Raw genomic sequence first — 18,983 nt, 5'->3', positions numbered from 1 at the left:
GCCATCTTTGGGAAAGCCATCGGAGAGCAATCATGGACGTTAAGACGAAATCGGCCGGAAAATGTCCGGTCATGCATGGCGGCAATACCGCGCTTGGCAGTTCTGTCATGGAATGGTGGCCCAATGCGCTGAACCTCGACATTCTGCACCAGCACGACAGCAAGACCAATCCGCTGGGCAAGGACTTCAACTATAAAGAAGAGCTGAAAAAGCTCGACGTGGAAGCCCTCAAGGCCGATCTGCGCGCGCTCATGACCGATAGTCAGGAGTGGTGGCCTGCCGACTGGGGCAGCTATGTCGGCATGATGGCTCGCGTGACCTGGCACGCCGCCGGTTCCTACCGCACCTCCGATGGTCGCGGTGGCGCCAGCACCGGTAACCAGCGTTTTGCGCCGCTCAATTCCTGGCCGGATAACGTCAACACCGATAAGGGTCGCCGCCTGCTGTGGCCGATCAAGAAGAAGTACGGCAACCGGCTCTCCTGGGCCGACCTGATCGCGCTTGCCGGTACGATTGCCTATGATGTCGCCGGTCTTAAGACCTTTGGTTTCGCCTTTGGCCGTGAAGATATCTGGGCGCCCGAAAAAGACACCTATTGGGGCAATGAAAAGGAATGGCTGGCGCCAAGCGATGGCCGTTACGGTGACGTGACCAAGCCGAGCACGCTGGACAACCCGCTGGCGGCGGTCCAGATGGGCCTGATTTATGTCAACCCGGAAGGCGTGAACGGTAAGTCCGATCCGTTGGCAACGGCAGCGCAGATGCGCGAAACCTTTGCCCGCATGGGTATGGACGACGAGGAAACCGTGGCGCTGACAGCTGGCGGCCATACGATCGGCAAGACCCATGGCAATGGCGATCCGGCTAACCTCAGTCCCGATCCGGAAGATGCCGGCCCTGAATATCAGGGGCTGGGCTGGATGAATACCAAGGGTCGCGGCATCGGTCGTGATACCGTGGTTTCGGGCCTCGAAGGCGCATGGACCACGGAACCGACCAAGTGGGACAACGGTTTCTTCGAAATGCTGTTCAAGCATGAATGGCATCTGGTCAAGAGCCCGGCTGGCGCATCGCAATGGGAGCCCATTTCGATTGCCGAGCAGGACAAGCCGGTTGACGTGGAAGACCCGTCAATCCGCCTGAACCCGATGATGACCGATGCGGATATGGCGCTCAAAGTAGACCCGATCTATCGCGCGATTTCCGAGCGTTTCATGAACGACTTCGACGCGTTCTCGGATACCTTTGCCCGCGCATGGTTCAAGCTGACCCATCGCGACATGGGCCCGAAGACCCGTTACATCGGGCCTGACGCGCCGACGGAAGACCTGATCTGGCAGGACCCGGTTCCGGCTGGTCGCACGGATTACGACGTGAAGGACCTCAAGGCCAAGATCGCCGTTTCCGGCCTTTCCGTGTCCGATCTGGTTTCCACCGCCTGGGACAGCGCCCGCACCTATCGCGGTTCGGATTTCCGTGGCGGCGCAAACGGCGCGCGTATCCGTCTGGCTCCGCAGAAGGATTGGGCAGGCAACGAGCCGGAACGTCTGGCCCGTGTTCTCTCGGTTCTGGAACCGATTGCAGCGGCGTCTGGCGCAAGTCTGGCCGATGTCATCGTGCTGGCTGGCAATTACGGTGTGGAACAGGCAGCCAAGGCCGCCGGTTTCGACATTGAAGTGCCTTTCGCACCGGGACGTGGCGATGCAACCGCCGAGCAAACCGATGCCGAAAGCTTCGCTCCGCTCGAGCCGCTGGCAGACGGTTTCCGCAACTGGCAGAAGCAGGACTATGTGGTCAGCGCCGAGGAACTGCTCCTCGACCGTGCCCAGCTCATGGGCCTCACCGCCCCTGAAATGACGGTCCTTGTCGGCGGCATGCGCGCCATCGGCACCAACCATGGCGGCACGGCGCATGGCGTCTTCACCGACAAGGTCGGCGCGTTGACGACGGATTTCTTCGCCACGCTCACCGACATGCGCTACACGTGGGTTCCGACCGGCGAAGGCCTGTATGAAATCCGCGACCGCAAGACCGGCACGCCGAAGTTCACCGCAACGCGTGTCGATCTCGTTTTCGGTTCGAATTCGATCCTTCGCGCCTATGCCGAAGTCTATGCTCAGGACGACAGCAAGGAGAAGTTCGTGAAGGACTTCGTTGCCGCCTGGACCAAGGTGATGAACGCCGACCGTTTCGATCTGGCATAAAAGCCGATCTAGAGCATTTCCAGCAAAAGTGCGAAGCGGTTTTGCGTAGGACAATGAGTGAAAACAAATGGATAGAGCAGCTCCAGCGATTCCAATTTAACTGGAACCGCTCTAACGAAAAAGCCTCCCCCGAAGGTTTCGGTGGAGGCTTTTTTATTTATTTCGCCATGTCGATGGCGGAGCTGAGCTCTTCAACCGCCTGATCAGCCGTCAGCTGGCCATTGAACTGACGGGTGATGACATCGAACATCGCATTCTTGATCGCGGTTGGCTGTGCATGCGACTGCGAGAAGGAACCAAGCAGCGATCCGCTCTTGTCGGCGGCGGCCAGATCCTTGATCGCCTTTTGTCCGCATTCGTCAAATGCCGTGGTCGGCACATCCGTGCGCGCCGGTGCCGAGCCCTTCACCACATTGAAGGCCGACTGGAAATTGACGTCTTCCACAGCGGCTGCGAGTGCAAGTTGCGCCTTGCGCTTGTCCTCACCCACTTCGAAGACAGCGAACTGATCGGCATTGAAAGCCACGGAACCTTCCGTTCCCGGAAAACGACCGCAAACGAAATCCGCGCCCGGCTTTTTTCCGGCCTTGGTGAACTCGCCCTTGGCCCAGTCGCCCATGAACTGCACGCCCGCCTTGTCGTCGATGACCATGGACGAGGCAAGATTCCAGTCACGTCCGGAGAAGTTGTCGTCCACATAGGTGCGCAGCTTCGACATCCGCTCGAAGACCTGCTTCATGGTATCGCTCTTCAGCGCTTCCGGATCGAGATCGATCAGCGCCTTCTTGTAGAAATCCGGCCCGAACGACATCACGACACTTGTGAAGATAAGCGCTTCCTGCCAGGGCTGGCCGCCATGGGCAATCGGCGTGATCCCCTGTTCCTTGAACTTGTCGAGCAGCGCGACAAGCTCGTCCCAGTTCTGCGGCACTTTTCCGCCTGCCTTGTCGAGCGCGGCCTTGTTGTACCACGCCCAGTTGGTAGAATGCACATTGACCGGCGCGGCGATCCAGTGGCCGTCATATTTCGAGAAGCGCTGGATTGCAGGCGGGATGACCTTGTCCCAGCCTTCCTTGTCGGCGACTTCATCCAGATTGCCGAGCACGCCCTGCTCCGCCCAATCCAGAATGTCGAAACCCTGCATCTGCACGGCGGCAGGCGCATTGCCCGCCGTCACACGGGCGCGCAAGGTCGTCATGGCAGCCTCGCCCGCACCGCCGGCGACCGGCATATCGACCCAGCCGATACCCTGTTTCTGAAGATTTTCCTTCAAGAGATTAAGCGCTGCCGCCTCACCGCCCGAGGTCCAGTAATGGAGAACTTCCACGCTTTCCTCGGCTTGCGCCAGGTTCGCCCCACCCAAAATACTGACACCCGCCAGCAGCATTCCCATCATCAAGTGCATTCTCATATCTCCTCGTTAAGAGCGCATCCCGAAAAGCGTGAAACGGTTTTCGGAGAAGATGCGCGTTATAACAGAAAAATTAGAGCGCGGTTCGATCTGATTCAATCAGATCGAACCGCGCTCTAAGAATGGCGCACACAACCATGTGTCCAGCGAAACGAAATTCACTATCGCGTTGGCGTAAACATGCCGTGGGCGACACGCCTACACTTCATTTTTCAGCGTCTCTTTTTGCGTAATCAGACGCGCCGAATGCTGCCCGGAAATGAACACCCAAAGCCAGCTGAGCGCCACCGCCAGACGGCTGCGCGTGCCAATGAGAAAATAGATATGGGCGAGGCCCCATATCCACCATGCAATCCAGCCTTTGAGCCGCAGCGACCCGAAATCGATGACGGCTGCACTTGGACCGATGGTGGCAAGGTTGCCAAGATGCTTGTAACGGAAGGGACCGGGCGCGGCATGATTGGCAAACCGCGCCTTGATCACCTTCGCCACATATTTGCCCTGCTGCTTGGCGGCAGGCGCAATGCCCGGCACTGGCTTTCCATCAGCGGTTTTGACCAGAGCCGTATCCCCGACGATAAAGATTTCGGGATGGCCCTTCACTGTCAGGTCCGGCTCGACCACGGCGCGCCCGGCGCGATCCTGTTCGGCGCCCACCCATTCAGCCGCTTTCGAAGCCTGCACGCCCGCCGCCCAGATGACGGTGCGGCTCGCGACCTGTTCGTCACCGATGGAAATGCCCCTGGCATCGCAGGCGGTGACGGGCGTTCCGGTTCTGACCTCCACGCCCATTTTCGTCAGCGACTTCTCCGCATATTCCGAGAGCGACGGCGGGAAAACCGGCAGAATGCGCGGCCCCGCTTCAATGAGTATGATGCGGGCTGTGGATGTATCGATATTGCGGAATTCCTTGACCAAGGTGCGGTGGGCCAGTTCTGCAATGATCCCCGCCAGTTCCACGCCGGTCGGCCCCGCGCCGATTATGCTGAATGTCAGCAGCGCTTTGCGAACTTCGGGATCGGTCTCCAGCTCGGCCTGTTCGAAAGCCAGCAGGAGACGGCGGCGAATAGTCGTCGCATCTTCCAGCGCCTTCAGGCCCGGTGCATAAGGCTCCCATTCGTCGCGTCCGAAATAAGCGTGCCGCGCACCGGTCGCAAGCACAAGCGTGTCATAATCAACGGCGTGCCCATCGCGGAGATGCACCTTGCGCGCCTGCGTGTCCACGCCCGTCACTTCAGCCAGCAGGGTGGAAACCTCTTCGCGATTGCGAAAGACGGAGCGGATCGGCCAGGCGATTTCCGATGTTGCAAGAACAGTCGTCGCGACCTGATAGAGCAAGGGCTGGAAAAGATGATGGTTTCTGCGATCGATGATCGTGATCGATGTATCCGGACTTTGCAGATCTTTCGCCAGCTGCAAACCCGCAAAACCGCCGCCGACAATCACTACGCGATGCTGAGCCAATTCGCTTTTCCTTTCGCCGCCTGCATCCTGTCGAGGACTCACCATACACGCGAGCGCTTGCTCTGCCTTTCAAAAACCATCGCAAGCGTGGGGGATGTCCGCCCCATGTAATAAGTAGCGCCGCGCGGAAAAAAGTCAGCCCGCAACCAATGCTCGGATGCGGGCTTTTAAAAGGGCGCGCGGGCTGGCTTCAGCGCAGCAGATAGGCAGGTATTTGGGGATCGAAGCCGACAATGCGCTGCCCTTCGGCAAAGGCTGCGCGCAGCGTCTCGCGAAGCGACAGGCGCGCCTGCATGGCCGCCGCCGGATCTGTCGCAAGCAGCTGGTCGATATCGCCGGGAAATTCGACGCGACGAATATCGGCCGGAAATTCAGGTGCCTGCCCTTTGGAACGTGCTTCGACACGCGGATCGTCCAAGTGCCAGTCGGCCACGATGCGATCCGACGGAAGGCCCGCATTGATGCCGACCATGGGACCATAATAGTCGATATGATAGGTGGAGGACGTGGCGCCAAGGCTTGCAATATTCAACCCGGCATTGACCGCGCGGATGGGATCATAGGTCCAGCGCACATGGGTCACGCCGCGCGCAAGGCACCAGTCACGCTGGAACCACTTCATGCGCGCACCAAGCTTCAGGCCCCGCGCTTCCGGCAAAACCGCCAGACGATGCGAATGCTGGATGCCCGGTGTCGCAGTCGGGAAACCAAAGATGAAACCCAGCATCTTCTCACCATCGAAGGCACCGGCGACAAGCCCCCCTTCATGCTGGATAGCAAGCAACAGATCGGAGGCATCGACAGGATCGTCGTCGCCCCAGACAAGCCGCTGCACAGTTTCCGAATCCTTCATCTCGGCCAGCGATGCGAGTTCGCGGATGACGATTTCGCTCATGCTGCGAATTCCTCGCGATGGTTCGTCACCGTATCGAGGAAGGCGCGGTCGAGCGTCACACCAATACCCGGGCCGTTTTTCGGCACAGCCATGCGGCCGTTTTCGGCTTCCAGCGGCTCATTGACAATGTCGCGCGGGAAATAGCGACTGGCGGACGAGGTATCCCCCGGCTTGGTGAAATTCGCCAGCGTCGAAAGATGGATATTGTGCGCACGTCCAATGCCTGCCTCCAGCATGCCGCCGCACCATACAGGTACATCGAAAGCCGCGCAGACATCATGAATGGCCCGCGATGCGCTATGGCCACCGACGCGCCCGACCTTGATGTTGATGACCCGGCAGGCACGCGCGACGAGCGCCTTGCGCGCATCGACCGAAGAGCGAATGCTTTCATCGAGACAAATGGCCGTCAGCAGTTTTTCCTGCACATGCACATGGTCGGTAATGTCGTCAAACGCCAGCGGCTGCTCGATGTAATCGAGCGCGAATGCGTCCATGGCTTTCAAAAGCGGCAGGTCCGACAGGCGATAATCCGTATTGGCGTCAACGGTCAGCTTGGCGTCCGGGAAGCGGTCGCGCACGGCTTGCAGCATCGCCAGATCATGGCCGCGCTTGATCTTGAGCTTCACGCGCTTGTAACCGGCGTCGAGCGAAGCCGCGACGCGGTCAATCGTCGTTGGAATATCGGCGATGCCAAGGCTGACACCAACATCGATGGCATCGCGAACGCCACCAAGCGCAACGCTCAATGGCAGGTTCAGCGCTTTCGCCCACAAGTCCCACACGGCCATTTCGACCATGGCCTTGCTCATCCTGTGCCCGCGCCACGGATCGAGAATGGCGGCAAGATCAGCCGGACCGTTGAAACGCTTTCCAACAATCTGCGGCAGCAGCACATCGCGCAGGAATGAGAGCGAGCCGGAGATGGTTTCTTCGAGATAATCCGGCAAGGGGTCCATCACGCCTTCGGCATAGCCTTCAAGACCTTCCGCCTTCAGGGTGAGGATCGGTATCACCTTTTCAGTCATCGTGCCGGTGGAGATCACGAAAGGCACGAGCAGCGGCAACCTGATAACCCGTATTTCAGCCGCCTCGATTTTTAATCCGGCGAAAATTGGCGCTGTCTGCATCGGATACTCCATCCGTGGATATGATTGATTACGTCAGATCGAAACGGTTCTAGAGCGGTTCCGATTAAAACGGAATCGTGGATCCGCTCTATCTATTTGTTTTACGCATTATCCTACGCATCGAAGCGGGATTAGAAATCAGTCCAGTGGACTGATTTCCCAGCGTAGGCGCTACGCACTTTTGCTGGACATGCTCTAAATTCCCTGTTCGCTGGCAAAAGTCCAACAGATTCAGTTGGGACTTTCACTGATGTACTCAGGAGAGTGTATCCAGTGGGAAAACCGGACGCCGCAGGCGCGAATAAGTGCGTCTCGAAAGATCCGGCGAACTCAACCCACCAGCATCGGTCACGATGATCTGCGCTGCAATCGGGCCGAAAGCCCCCTTGAAATGCTGCATCGACTTGACCGCAACAATTGCCTTTTCCTTCGGCTCGATACCGACAATCCGGAAGATGTTCTGATCGAGCATCTGCATCCGTTCGGAAACGATCATGATGTCGATCCCCTCCACGCGCAGGCACACGGATTTTCCGGTCGTTCCGGGCAGACCCGTAAACATCGGCCCTTCGAAAACGAAGCTGCCATCGCTGATCGCCATGACACGGCCCGTCACCGTCAGCGGGCCACCGCCGACCGTTGGATCAGACTTGCCGCCAATCGTCACCGTGAGGGTCTCGCCCACTGCCTTGGCTGCAATCTCGGCCACCGCTTCGGGGTCCAGCAGCGCGCCAGCGGCGGCATCGGTCACACCGGCGTCCAGCATCGCCGCAATCAGCGCGGTGCAATCGCTATAAGCGCCCGAGCCGGGATTATCCGAGAAGTCCGCAACGACAATCGTGCCCTTGGCGCCGCGCGCCTCTTTCAATCGCGCGATGCACGCATCAAGAGGCATCGGCTGCGTCCACTGATCCTTATAGGACCAGATTTCATCACACATCTTGCCTGCAAGATCGACAGCGGCCTGCCGTTCAACACTTTTCGCATCGAAGGTGACGATGACACTTGGTCCCGCCGCCCAAACATCGGCATCGGTAAAACCGGCATTGATCGCTACATTGAGAATGCCCGGCTGCTGCATTTCGCGGTCCGCGCTTTCGAGCAGACGGCACATCGGGCCGTTATCCGTCGTACGACCGTCATCGCAACCGAGCAGCATTGGCGGGCGGGCGATGGCGAGAGCAGGTTCGATCTCGCCCTTCATCGCCCGATCCAGCAGCGAACAGGCCTCAACCCCAACCTCATTCATATCGATATGTGGATAGGTTCGGAATGAAACGGCGATCTGCGCCAGATCGGCCAGTTCGTCGAAAATATTCGCATGAAGATCGAGCGTAATGGCAATCGGTACATCATACCCAACCACCGAGCGGATTTCGCGCAGGAACTGGCTGTCGCCATCCTGATCCGTTTCCGTCACCATGGCACCATGCAGAGCGACGAAGATACCGTTGAACGGTCCGCATTCCTTCAACCGCCGCAGGCATTCGCCTGTGATTTCCAGACGTGCGCTTTCCAGCACCGCGCCATTCGGCTCCGCATGGGCGGCAGTGATATAAACAGGTGTCCATCCCTTTTCATCCGCGACCTTTATCGCGCCGCCGACCTCCGAGCCGGTGCCGCGGAAATTGGCCGGAATCTCATCACCCTTGAAATAGTGGGACGCACGGAAATCGCCGATACTCGTGCGATTTTTCGTGAAGGTATTACTTTCATTGATGAGTTCGATGATCGCAACGCGATAGGACACGGGATCGACCTTTCTTATGTCGGCGAAGACCAGTTTGGATTGGTCGAGAATGTAACGGCTGATGCGTGATCCAACCGCGGCAACCTTGCGCATGGCATAAGGCGGGCACCTGATCTGATGTGGTGCTTCAGATCAGGGCCCTTTCGGAACGAACTATTTTGCGAAGATTTCGCTGGCGAATTTCGGCTTTTCCCGAATGTCGAAGTCGAAATACTTGGCGCGGATCTTGTCGTAGGTGCCGTCCTGGATGATCTCCTCCAGCGCCTTGTTGACGCGCGCGCGCAGTTCTTCATCATCCTTGCGGAAGGCCATGCCAGCACCCAATGTGCCGTCGAGCAGGAACTCGTTACCGACGAACTCGCAGCAGCTCGCTCCCTTAGAAATCCAGTTGCTGAGCGCGAACTTGGATTCAAGCACGAGGTCCACGCGACCGTTTTCAATGTCGAGGAAAGCTTCTTCCAGCGTCGGATAGAGCTTCACCTCATTATCAGGGAAAAAGCGCTGCAAAACATCGACCGCGATAGAGCCGGTCTGGGTGCCTATGACCTTGCCCTTGGCGCTTTCCGGCGTCACGTCCTTCAGGCCAAGTTCCTTCAACGCAACAAACCGCATGGTATTGTAGTAGTAGGGATTGGAAAAATTGACCTGCTGCATGCGCGATTCCGTGATAGCCATCGACGACGCCATCACATCAAATTTCTTCGCCTGAAGAGCAGGAATAATCCCGCTCCATTCATTGGCGCTCCACACGCAATCCGCTTTCAGTTTCTCGCAGATCGCATCGCCGACGTCGATATCGAAGCCCTGCAGCTTCCCATTGGGATCGAGGTAATTGAACGGCGCATAAGCGCCCTCGGCTCCCATGCGGATTTCTTCGGCATAGGTTGGAAAAGCACCGAACACGGCGACAATCGCTGCAATAATTCCCATTTTGGCGTGCTTATGCATGTTCCGATCTCCTGTTATTCGCCCTTGCCCGGCAATGTCTGATCCCAGACAATCAGCGTCACCTGAGATCATCAGCCGGTGGGAATGCTCCCTTGGGCAGCTTTTATTGATTGACGATTATGCTTGTGCCCGCAGCCGATCAATGCAAAAGAACTATTCAATGTTATTAGAAAATTTAATGGGACTATGAATTCACGAACCGGGCGGAGAAGACTTCCAAGCTTGAAAGCGTTGCGGGCTTTTGAAGCCGTGGCGCACTGCCAGAGCTTTACCGCTGCGGCGGAAGAGCTTGCGGTCAGCCAAGGCGCGGTCAGTCATCAGATCAAACTTCTCGAACAGGCCTTGGGCTGCCAGTTGCTTATTCGCGGGCCTCGTGGCGTGACCGTTACCGCAGAGGGCGCATTGCTGGCCGAAGTTTGTGGGCGTGCCCTTGACGAAATCGGTGCTGTGACGGCCCTTATCGGTCAGGACAACAGGGCGCAAATTCTCCGCGTCCGCGCCGGGCCTTTCTTCTCTATGGAAGTCATTGCCAGCCGCATTGCTGGATTCCTCAAACAGAACCCGGGTATACAGCTGCATCTGAACAATCTCGAGATCGATTCCATTGCGCATGACAGAGAAGACGCGCAGATCAAATATTGCCTGAACGCCCCTGCCGGTGCCTACAGCATCGACCTGTTGACCGAAAAGCTCGTTCCCGTCTGTAGCCCTTCTCTTCTCGAAGGCGTGGCAAACCCGGAAGACCTTCTCACAAACCCCGACATTCCGCGCCTACACTACCGCGACATGAGCGACTGGAAGCGATGGATATCGCACCACGGCATTGGTGATATAGCCGCAAACTCAAATCTGTTTTTCGACGACCAGCACACACTCCTAGCGGCAGCACGTTCGGGACAAGGCATTGGCTTTTCTCATCGACCGCTTCTCGAAAGCGACGTGCAGCGCGGCAGTCTCGGCATCGTATCGGAGAAATACTTCCAGCCCAAGGAATCTTACAAGTTCATTTGCAGCCATGAGACCATTGCCTCAAACCATGCATTACAGCTCTTCCGCGACTGGCTGATGGCTGAGGTATCGACGATCTGTTAAGCTGCACGACTTTTAGAACGCGCTTCCCTGGTCGCAATCTGCCCTCCCCTTCCTTTCCACTCGCCCCTAAAACACCAAAAGCCCCGCAGTGGACTTGCCCTTATTTAGTGGAGAGGTTCCGTCACTAATTTACGATTTATCGTCTCGAACTGGATCGGTGATTTATACCCGAGTGCAGAATGTCTGCGCACAGGATTATAGAAGCCGTCAATGTATTCGCCAATGGCTTTGATTGCATCCTCACGTGTGTAGAACACAGTGCGCCAGATCAGTTCCGACTTGATCATTTTGAAGACGGTTTCCACCATTGCATTGTCATAGCAATTTCCTTTGCCGCTCATGGATGGAAGCATTTTGTGAGCTTTGAGGATTTTGCGATACTCATAACTGGCATACTGGCTTCCTTTGTCCGAGTGCTGGATCAGCCCCGGCTTTGGTTGACGGATTGCAATGGCTTGCTTCAAAGCACTGATCGCCAGATACTTCTTCATCCTATCGCGCGCTTCCCAGCCGATGATGCGACGCGAATAAAGATCGACAACGATTGCCAGATATATAGCCAGCCTTCTGCCGTCCATATGTAACTGATATCGACACCCCATTTCTGATCAGGCCCATCACAAGTGAAGTCCTGATCCAGAAGATTGGGAGCAACGGGTTTACCATGATTGCTGTCGGTCGTGCGTTTGAAGCGAGTTTTCTGCCGGGCTTTAAGGCCGTTTTCACGCATCAGTCGCGCCGTGCGGTAACGTCCTGCTCGAATACCTTCTTCGTTCAGTTCGACATGCATTCGAGGGCTGCCATAAGTTTCACGTGACAGATCACACTGATTACGAATATGCGCCAGGATGATCATATCATCGAGCTGACGACGACTGGGCAAACGATGCTTCCATGCATAATAACCGCTGATACTGACGCCTGCGAAAGCGCACAACCGTGACAGAGACATATGAGCCTTCTCCGTGTCGATGAACGCAAACTTCATCGACTTGTCTCCCGAGCGAAGAAGGCCGTCGCTTTTTTTAGTAGGTCACGTTCCTGTCGCAGGAGTTCATTTTCCTTACGAAGCCGGGCAAGTTCCTCGCTCATGTCCTCATGCGGACCAGAAAGCAGATCCTTCTCAGCAAAATTGCGACGCCAGCGGTCAAGTGTTGATTTGCCAATGCCAAGGTCGTCCGCAACCGATGAAATGCTTAGACCACTCGTCGTCAAAATACAAACGGCTTCCCGTTTGAAATCTTCTGTAAATTCGCGCTGCTTCAATTCTAAGTCTCCTGTCAGTTTTATCTAACAGAAGCCCCCCACTTTTGAAGGGGAAGTCCTCATTGCCGCCAAGGGAAAGGGCCTGACGAAAGGTCAGCCAGCCCTGGCCGGGGAAACCATGCTCGATAACAGCGCCCCAGAGGATCAGAACGTTGATCCCTGAGTAGCTCCGTCCAGTCGAGGCGTTTTGCGGCAGGCCGAGCGGCGCTTTCGCTGCCGACGTGCCCCACGGCTGGACCCAGGGAATACGTCCGGCCTCCAGCCCGGCGATGATCTTGTTGGTGATTTCGTCGTAAAGGTTTTCCCGGTCCGAGCCGGTGCGCATGTTGCGGTCATATCTGGACATCGCGGTTCTCCGCGACAGGCGCCGGGAGCCTCTCTCCCAGCCCTCAACCCGTCACGGCAAATCCCGTCCGCACGCTCACTCTCAAGGGGGCGCTGCGGGGTCTCCCCGCTGAATTCCGTCTTCTGCCAGCATCGCGGCGACATCAGCAATGGACCGCAGCAAGACCAATGGATCATCCTTTGAAGGGATGAACCCCCGGCGCAGCCAGAACCGGGCAGCCTCTTCATCGACGGCGTTGACAATCAGCGCCCGCCCACCGATCAGGTGCGCAGCCTGTACGCAACGCTGCAGAGCATGCTTCATCAAGCCTGTGCCGATCCCCTGCCCGGCCCATTCCGTATCCGTGGCGAGTTGCCCCAGAAGCAGGCAGGGAACAGGATTGGGGGGCTGCCCGGTGCGAATCGCACGCGGCAGGATCGAAGGGACAGCGCCTGTGGGCGCCAGCCCGTAGTATCCGACGACGCGCCCCGCGTCATGAACGACGACGACTGCCGTGAAACCCTTTTCCTGATTGGTAAGAGCGCGGATCTTCAGCCAGTGGTCGAGCGTCGGCTTTCCGCAGGAGAATTTTGAAACGTCATGCGCCGCGGTGAGCGGCTCGGGAGCCGATAAAACCAAGGCTCAGCGCTTCGGCTCGTAACCGGGCTCCCATGGGGCGGGCCGCCTGAGCACCTCCATCATCTCCGGAACGATGGTGGGAGGACGAGACAGGATTTCCATGAAATCGGCAAAGCCTTCGGGACTCATACGGATAAGCCCCTGCTCCATGACGACTTCCTCCGCGGCGCGCACGGCGGCGTCCCGGACGAAATCCGTGCGAGAGCGGCCGCGCAGGCTGGCCGCGCGATCAATCATCGCGACATCCGCCTCTGGCAGGCGCATCGAGATCGGGTATTCCTTACGTTCGACAGTGGCGGCCATTGTTTTCTCCTTTCCGAGCAAGATAATATCTTGTATCGCTAAATGCAATACGATATTCATCCGCGTCGTTCACTACTTATCGCGCTTTGCTGAACACGACGCCAAGGTAGCCGAGGAGGTCACATGCTTCAGAAGCAGGCTTCACGCAAATTCCGTAGGTCATTTTACGACGCCAGCGCGCGCCATGCTACGCCGACGCCCGCTACAGTACGTGCATCCGCTCCGTTTCACGCCGATCATTCTGCTTTGAATTCAGTTGTTTATCTCAGCTTTGGCGTGAATTCTAAGGGCCATGACCCCGAAAGCACGCAAAGCCACAAAAACGGTTACGCCAAGCGAGCGCCGAGAACTGCTCGCAGCGATGCTTCCCGACGCGCCGGAACTGACCTTCACTCCGCGCGGAAACCCGGACCCTCGTCTTATTCAACTCGCCCGTCTGCTCGGCAGACAGATGGCGCGTCAGGACTTCGAAGCGCAGATCCGCAAACGGGGCCCGAACGGCCCTGATGACGGGAGACCTCATTTGAAAGTTGCCATCTACGCCCGCTATTCTTCCGACAATCAGCGCGATGCCTCGATCGCCGACCAGATTCGCATGTGCCGGCTACAAGCCGAAAAGCAGCGCTGGCAGATTGTCGAGGAATATAGCGACCACGCGATCTCGGGCGCTTCGCTGCTACGCCCTGGTATTCAATCCCTGATCTCGGACGCCAGTCGTGGTCGTTTCGATCTGATCCTGGCCGAAGCGATGGATCGGCTTTCGCGCGATCAGGAGGACATTGCCGGCCTGTTCAAGCGCATGTCTTATTCGAATGTGAAGATCTTCACTCTCTCCGAAGGAGAGGTGTCCCATCTCCATATCGGGCTCAAGGGCACGATGAATGCCCTGTTGCTCAAGGATTTGGCCGACAATACCCGTTGCGGCCAGCGCGGTCGCATCGAGGCCGGTAAATCCGGAGGCGGCAATTCCTACGGCTACGATGTCGTCAAGAAGCTCGACGGCAATGGCGACCCGGTTCGTGGCGATCGCGCTATCAACGAAACCCAGGCCAAGGTGATCGAACGGATATTCCGCGACTATGCTGCCGGCAAGTCGGCCAAGACGATCACTTTTGCACTCAACAAGGAAGGCATCCCGGCGCCCACAGGGGGCACTTGGGGATTCAGCACCATCAACGGCAATCCGAAGAGCGGAACCGGCATCCTCAATAACGAGATGTACATCGGAAAGCTCACGTGGAATCGCCAGCATTTCGTCAAAGACCCTGATACAGGCAGGCGACAGGCGAGACCGAACCCGGAATCCGATTGGGTGATCCAGGAGGTGCCGGAGTTGCGCATCATCGATGACGAACTCTGGCAAGCGGTCAAAGAGCGACAAGAAAAGAACAAGATCGAGCAGAACGATGACGGCTATGCCGATGTCGCGACGATCAATTATCGTCGTCGCCCCAGATATCTCTTCTCCGGCCTGACTAAATGCGCCTGCTGCGGCGGAGGTTATTCGGCAATTTCGGCCACGCTGATCGGTTGCTCGACAGCCCGCAACAAAGGCACCTGCGACAACCGCGTCAACATTCGCCGCGATGAGTTGGAGTCAAGGGTGCTGGACGCCCTGCGCAATCGCATTCTCGATCCCGAAGTTTTCGCCGAATTCTGTGACGCTTATACGCAGGAGATGAACCGACTTCGGATGGAGGCCGCGCGACCATCAACGCAACCGTGGCAGAGATCGATCGGATCGACCGCGAAGTTCAAAAGCTGATAGACCTTTATCTGAAGGATGCCTTGCCCATTGAAGACGTGAAGGAACGCGGAGACAAATTGCGGGCACGTAAAGCTGAGCTCACCGCATTCCTGGCAACCGCCGAAGAACCGCCCTCGCTCCTGCATCCGGCAATGGCCCGCCAGTATCGGCTGCGTGTCCAACCGCTCTACGAAACGCTACAGGACGATTCCGATGAACAGCGGACGAAGCCGCCAATATCCTGCGCACGCTCGTTGAGGACATCATCCTGACGCCGGTTGACGGCAAGGTCGAGATCGACGTTCGCGGCGATCTTGCTGGTATCCTGACACTCTCGGTACAAACAAAAAGCCCGCCGGAGAGATGGGCCGATCGCAATTAAAGATGGTTGCGGGGGCAGGATTTGAACCTGCGGCCTTCAGGTTATGAGCCTGACGAGCTACCGGGCTGCTCCACCCCGCGCCAGGGTGTTTTATTTTAGAACCGGTTGGGTATTTTTAGCGATTATCGCATGTTTGGAGTGTTTTGTATGATTTGAGAAGATGTTTTAATTTGTGTGCTTAGCAGACCTGGCAGCGACCTACTCTCCCGCATCTTAAGATGAAGTACCATTGGCGCTGGAGCGTTTCACGGCCGAGTTCGGAATGGGATCGGGTGCAGCCGCTCCGCCATAACCACCAGGTCGGCGAAGAACACAAATTGAGAAGCTGGATTAGGGGAGTAGGGGAATAGGGCAGTAAGGGAGTATGTTAGCTCACTGTTTCCTCTGCTCTTATTTTCTTTCTGCACTGATAAACAATAAGCACGCGACTGCGTGCCGCCGGTTGTCCGGCGCCCTGTCCGGAGCGAAGCGGCTTTAGCCGCGACAGCGTGAGGACAGAAGTTAAAGCTGGTATTCGTCAAGCGAAGCTTGATGGATATTGTAAATGGGAGTGATCAAGTCGATCGAGCTATTAGTACCGGTAAGCTGCATGCGTTGCCGCACTTCCACACCCGGCCTATCAACGTGGTGGTCTTCCACGGCTCTGATAGGGAATACTCGTTTTTAGGTGGGTTTCCCGCTTAGATGCCTTCAGCGGTTATCCCGTCCGTATATAGCTACCCTGCTATGCCGTTGGCACGACAACAGGTCCACCAGAGATACGTCCATCCCGGTCCTCTCGTACTAGGGACAGATCCTATCAATATTCCTACACCCACGGCAGATAGGGACCGAACTGTCTCACGACGTTCTGAACCCAACTCACGTACCGCTTTAAATGGCGAACAGCCATACCCTTGGGACCTGCTCCAGCCCCAGGATGCGATGAGTCGACATCGAGGTGCCAAACAACCCCGTCGATATGGACTCTTGGGGGTCATCAGCCTGTTATCCCCGGCGTACCTTTTATCCGTTGAGCGATGGCCCTTCCACGCGGGACCACCGGATCACTATGACCGACTTTCGTCTCTGCTCGACTTGTCAGTCTTGCAGTCAGGCAGGCTTATGCCATTGCACTCGACGAACGATTTCCGACCGTTCTGAGCCTACCATCGCGCGCCTCCGTTACTCTTTAGGAGGCGACCGCCCCAGTCAAACTACCCACCATACACGGTCCTGGACCCGGATAACGGGCCGCAGTTAGACATCCATATAGGCAAGGGTGGTATTTCAAGGATGACTCCACAATGGCTGGCGCCACTGCTTCAAAGTCTACCACCTATCCTACACATGCCGACACGAATGCCAGTGTAAAGCTATAGTAAAGGTGCACGGGGTCTTTCCGTCTAACCGCAGGAACCCCGCATCTTCACGGGGAATTCAATTTCACTGAGTCTGCGTTGGAGACAGCGGGGAAGTCGTTACGCCATTCGTGCAGGTCGGAACTTACCCGACAAGGAATTTCGCTACCTTAGGACCGTTATAGTTACGGCCGCCGTTTACTGGGGCTTCAATTCAATGCTTGCACATCTCCTCTTAACCTTCCAGCACCGGGCAGGCGTCAGACCCTATACGTCGTCTTGCGACTTCGCAGAGCCCTGTGTTTTTGGTAAACAGTCGCTACCCCCTGGTCTGTGCCACCCCCACAAAGTTGCCTTCATGGAGGTCACGCTTCTTCCGAAGTTACGCGTGCATTTTGCCGAGTTCCTTCAACGCAGTTCTCTCAAGCGCCTTGGTATTCTCTACCAGTCCACCAGTGTCGGTTTAGGGTACGGTCTATATGCAGGAGCTATTTCCTGGAACCGCTTCGCTGCAAGATCAATCCAATAAGACCTTACAACACACGCGATCCGTCACTACCTGCAGGCCCACGAATATTAACGTGGTTCCCATCGACTACGCCTTTCGGCCTCGCCTTAGGGGCCGGCTAACCCTGCTCAGATTAACTTTAAGCAGGAACCCTTGGACTTTCGGCGAGGGAGTCTCTCACTCCCTTTATCGTTACTCATGTCAGCATTCTCACTTCCGATACCTCCAGGATGTCTCACGACTGTCCCTTCACAGGCTTACGGAACGCTCCGCTACCACGCACATACGTGCATCCACAGCTTCGGTGTATGGCTTTAGCCCCGGTACATTTTCGGCGCAAAGACCCTTATTTAGACCAGTGAGCTGTTACGCTTTCTTTAAATGATGGCTGCTTCTAAGCCAACATCCTGGTTGTTTTGGGATCCTCACATCCTTTCCCACTTAGCCATAACTTAGGGACCTTAGATGGTGGTCAGGGTTGTTGCCCTCTTCACGACGGACGTTAGCACCCGCCGTGTGTCTGCCCAGTAGTACTCCCCGGTATTCGGAGTTTGATTAGGATCAGTAAGACGGTGAGTCCCCATAGCCCATTCAGTGCTCTACCCCCGGGGGTATTCGCTGGACGCTCTACCTAAATAGATTTCGCGGAGAACCAGCTATCTCCAAGTTTGATTGGCCTTTCACCCCTAGCCACAAGTCATCCCGATCTATTGCAACAGATATGGGTTCGGTCCTCCAGTACGTGTTACCGTACCTTCAACCTGCTCATGGCTAGATCACTTGGTTTCGGGTCTAATCCGACGAACTGAACGCCCTGTTCAGACTCGCTTTCGCTGCGCCTACACCTACCGGCTTAAGCTTGCTCGTCAGACTAAGTCGCTGACCCATTATACAAAAGGTACGCTGTCACCCAGGACGAACCTTGGGCTCCAACTGTTTGTAGGCATTCGGTTTCAGGTACTATTTCACTCCCCTCGTCGGGGTGCTTTTCACCTTTCCCTCACGGTACTGGTTCGCTATCGGTCATGCACGAGTACTTAGGCTTGGATCGTGGTCGACCCATGTTCAGACAGGATTTCACGTGTCCCGCCCTACTCAAGGACTTAATTTCGTGTTGCGTGTACGGGGCTATCACCCACTTTAGCCAACTTTTCCAAGTTGTTCCACTTTACTCAATTAAGCCACTGGCCTGGTCCGCGTTCGCTCGCCACTACTAGCGGAGTCTCGTTTGATGTCCTTTCCTCTGGGTACTTAGATGTTTCAGTTCCCCAGGTTCGCTTCTAACACCCTATGTATTCAGGTGTAGATACCTTATTACGATAACTAGAAAGTTGAACTGTTCTTGCCAAAGCGCCAACAATTCAAATTTTCTAGCTATCTAAGGTGGGTTGCCCCATTCGGAAATCGTCGGATCAAAGGGTATTCGCACCTCCCCGACGCTTATCGCAGCGTATCACGTCCTTCATCGCCTGTGCATGCCAAGGCATCCACCAAATGCCCTTAAGACACTTGATCACTCTCATTGCCAATATCCATCAAAACATCAGTCTTGACGTTATCAGCAGAAAGACCAGCTTCT

The 18,983-nt window shown here is 56.5% G+C and carries 12 protein-coding genes, 1 tRNA gene, 2 rRNA genes and 2 pseudogenes; 4 read left to right on the top strand and 13 right to left on the bottom strand.

Annotated features, from left to right (window positions below):
- The first annotated feature begins 32 nt into the window (after positions 1-32).
- On the top strand, positions 33-2,204 hold the full coding sequence (gene katG / locus WIX40_RS06430; protein WP_171317654.1) for a catalase/peroxidase HPI: 2,172 nt from the start codon (positions 33-35) through the stop codon (positions 2,202-2,204).
- A 157-nt stretch (positions 2,205-2,361) separates the two neighbouring features.
- Here katG and WIX40_RS06425 read toward each other — a convergent pair whose 3' ends face one another.
- The 6 genes from WIX40_RS06425 to WIX40_RS06400 form a co-directional block, all read right to left on the bottom strand.
- Complete coding sequence (locus WIX40_RS06425; protein WP_339439291.1) at positions 2,362-3,609, bottom strand: ABC transporter substrate-binding protein; 1,248 nt, start codon at positions 3,607-3,609, stop codon at positions 2,362-2,364.
- A 204-nt stretch (positions 3,610-3,813) separates the two neighbouring features.
- Positions 3,814-5,079 carry an NAD(P)/FAD-dependent oxidoreductase gene (locus WIX40_RS06420; RefSeq protein WP_339439289.1) on the bottom strand — a complete coding sequence of 422 codons (1,266 nt, stop codon included), beginning with the start codon at positions 5,077-5,079 and terminating at the stop codon, positions 3,814-3,816.
- A 190-nt stretch (positions 5,080-5,269) separates the two neighbouring features.
- Positions 5,270-5,974: a GNAT family N-acetyltransferase gene (locus WIX40_RS06415; protein ID WP_339439287.1), complete on the bottom strand. Its 705-nt coding sequence runs from the start codon at positions 5,972-5,974 to the stop codon at positions 5,270-5,272.
- A complete protein-coding gene (gene menC / locus WIX40_RS06410) occupies positions 5,971-7,104 on the bottom strand; it encodes an o-succinylbenzoate synthase (RefSeq protein ID WP_140023990.1) in 1,134 nt (377 codons plus the stop codon). The genes WIX40_RS06415 and menC overlap by 4 nt, the downstream gene beginning before the upstream one ends.
- A 256-nt stretch (positions 7,105-7,360) precedes the next feature.
- The gene (locus WIX40_RS06405; RefSeq protein WP_339439282.1) at positions 7,361-8,947 is read right to left on the bottom strand and encodes a M81 family metallopeptidase; all 1,587 of its coding nucleotides are present in this window, start codon (positions 8,945-8,947) and stop codon (positions 7,361-7,363) included.
- A gap of 60 nt (positions 8,948-9,007) precedes the next feature.
- Entirely contained in the window at positions 9,008-9,802 is a 795-nt protein-coding gene (locus tag WIX40_RS06400; protein WP_235942816.1) for an ABC transporter substrate-binding protein, read from the bottom strand.
- 123 nt (positions 9,803-9,925) lie between these two features.
- Between WIX40_RS06400 and WIX40_RS06395 the strand changes: the two genes are divergently transcribed.
- Positions 9,926-10,894 carry a LysR family transcriptional regulator gene (locus tag WIX40_RS06395; RefSeq protein ID WP_339439280.1) on the top strand — a complete coding sequence of 323 codons (969 nt, stop codon included), beginning with the start codon at positions 9,926-9,928 and terminating at the stop codon, positions 10,892-10,894.
- Between the two features lie 104 nt (positions 10,895-10,998).
- Here WIX40_RS06395 and WIX40_RS06390 read toward each other — a convergent pair.
- From WIX40_RS06390 to WIX40_RS06375, 4 genes and pseudogenes are all read right to left on the bottom strand, one after another.
- Positions 10,999-12,160, bottom strand: a pseudogene (locus tag WIX40_RS06390) (IS3 family transposase).
- 61 nt (positions 12,161-12,221) lie between these two features.
- A pseudogene (locus WIX40_RS06385) lies at positions 12,222-12,506 on the bottom strand (ArdC-like ssDNA-binding domain-containing protein); the annotation flags it as partial.
- Between the two features lie 81 nt (positions 12,507-12,587).
- Positions 12,588-13,124, bottom strand: coding sequence for a GNAT family N-acetyltransferase (locus WIX40_RS06380; protein ID WP_339439278.1), 537 nt, complete (start codon positions 13,122-13,124; stop codon positions 12,588-12,590).
- A 3-nt stretch (positions 13,125-13,127) separates the two neighbouring features.
- Positions 13,128-13,427 carry a type II toxin-antitoxin system TacA family antitoxin gene (locus WIX40_RS06375; protein WP_339439276.1) on the bottom strand — a complete coding sequence of 100 codons (300 nt, stop codon included), beginning with the start codon at positions 13,425-13,427 and terminating at the stop codon, positions 13,128-13,130.
- 361 nt (positions 13,428-13,788) lie between these two features.
- On the opposite strand from WIX40_RS06375, the gene WIX40_RS06370 reads away from it, so the two are divergent.
- Positions 13,789-15,192 carry a recombinase family protein gene (locus WIX40_RS06370; RefSeq protein WP_339439274.1) on the top strand — a complete coding sequence of 468 codons (1,404 nt, stop codon included), beginning with the start codon at positions 13,789-13,791 and terminating at the stop codon, positions 15,190-15,192.
- Positions 15,150-15,446, top strand: a complete 297-nt coding sequence (locus tag WIX40_RS06365) for a hypothetical protein (protein WP_339439273.1) — start codon at positions 15,150-15,152, stop codon at positions 15,444-15,446. Before WIX40_RS06370 ends, WIX40_RS06365 begins: the two co-directional genes overlap by 43 nt.
- A gap of 113 nt (positions 15,447-15,559) precedes the next feature.
- Here WIX40_RS06365 and WIX40_RS06360 read toward each other — a convergent pair.
- The 3 genes from WIX40_RS06360 to WIX40_RS06350 all read right to left on the bottom strand — a co-directional run bounded on the left by WIX40_RS06360 (position 15,560) and on the right by WIX40_RS06350 (position 18,919).
- Positions 15,560-15,636: transfer RNA gene (locus WIX40_RS06360), tRNA-Met, on the bottom strand.
- Between the two features lie 105 nt (positions 15,637-15,741).
- A 5S ribosomal RNA gene (rrf, locus tag WIX40_RS06355) occupies positions 15,742-15,856 on the bottom strand.
- A gap of 250 nt (positions 15,857-16,106) precedes the next feature.
- Positions 16,107-18,919, bottom strand: a 23S ribosomal RNA gene (locus WIX40_RS06350).
- Positions 18,920-18,983 lie beyond the last annotated feature (64 nt).

It is taken from the genome of Ochrobactrum teleogrylli, from assembly GCF_037482325.1.
Lineage (GTDB): Bacteria > Pseudomonadota > Alphaproteobacteria > Rhizobiales > Rhizobiaceae > Brucella > Brucella teleogrylli.
Note: the sequence above shows the minus strand (reverse complement) of the source record. Positions and strands in the feature narration are given on the sequence as shown.

Excerpts from the sequence above, each read along its gene's own strand:
- WIX40_RS06425 (WP_339439291.1), bottom strand. The coding sequence starts at position 3,609 with ATGCACTTGATGATGGGAATGCTGCTGGCGGGTGTCAGTATTTTGGGT.
- katG (WP_171317654.1), top strand. The coding sequence starts at position 33 with ATGGACGTTAAGACGAAATCGGCCGGAAAATGTCCGGTCATGCATGGC.
- WIX40_RS06375 (WP_339439276.1), bottom strand. The coding sequence starts at position 13,427 with ATGGCCGCCACTGTCGAACGTAAGGAATACCCGATCTCGATGCGCCTG.
- WIX40_RS06370 (WP_339439274.1), top strand. The coding sequence starts at position 13,789 with ATGCTTCCCGACGCGCCGGAACTGACCTTCACTCCGCGCGGAAACCCG.
- WIX40_RS06415 (WP_339439287.1), bottom strand. The coding sequence starts at position 5,974 with ATGAGCGAAATCGTCATCCGCGAACTCGCATCGCTGGCCGAGATGAAG.
- WIX40_RS06400 (WP_235942816.1), bottom strand. The coding sequence starts at position 9,802 with ATGCATAAGCACGCCAAAATGGGAATTATTGCAGCGATTGTCGCCGTG.
- WIX40_RS06405 (WP_339439282.1), bottom strand. The coding sequence starts at position 8,947 with ATGCGCAAGGTTGCCGCGGTTGGATCACGCATCAGCCGTTACATTCTC.
- menC (WP_140023990.1), bottom strand. The coding sequence starts at position 7,104 with ATGCAGACAGCGCCAATTTTCGCCGGATTAAAAATCGAGGCGGCTGAA.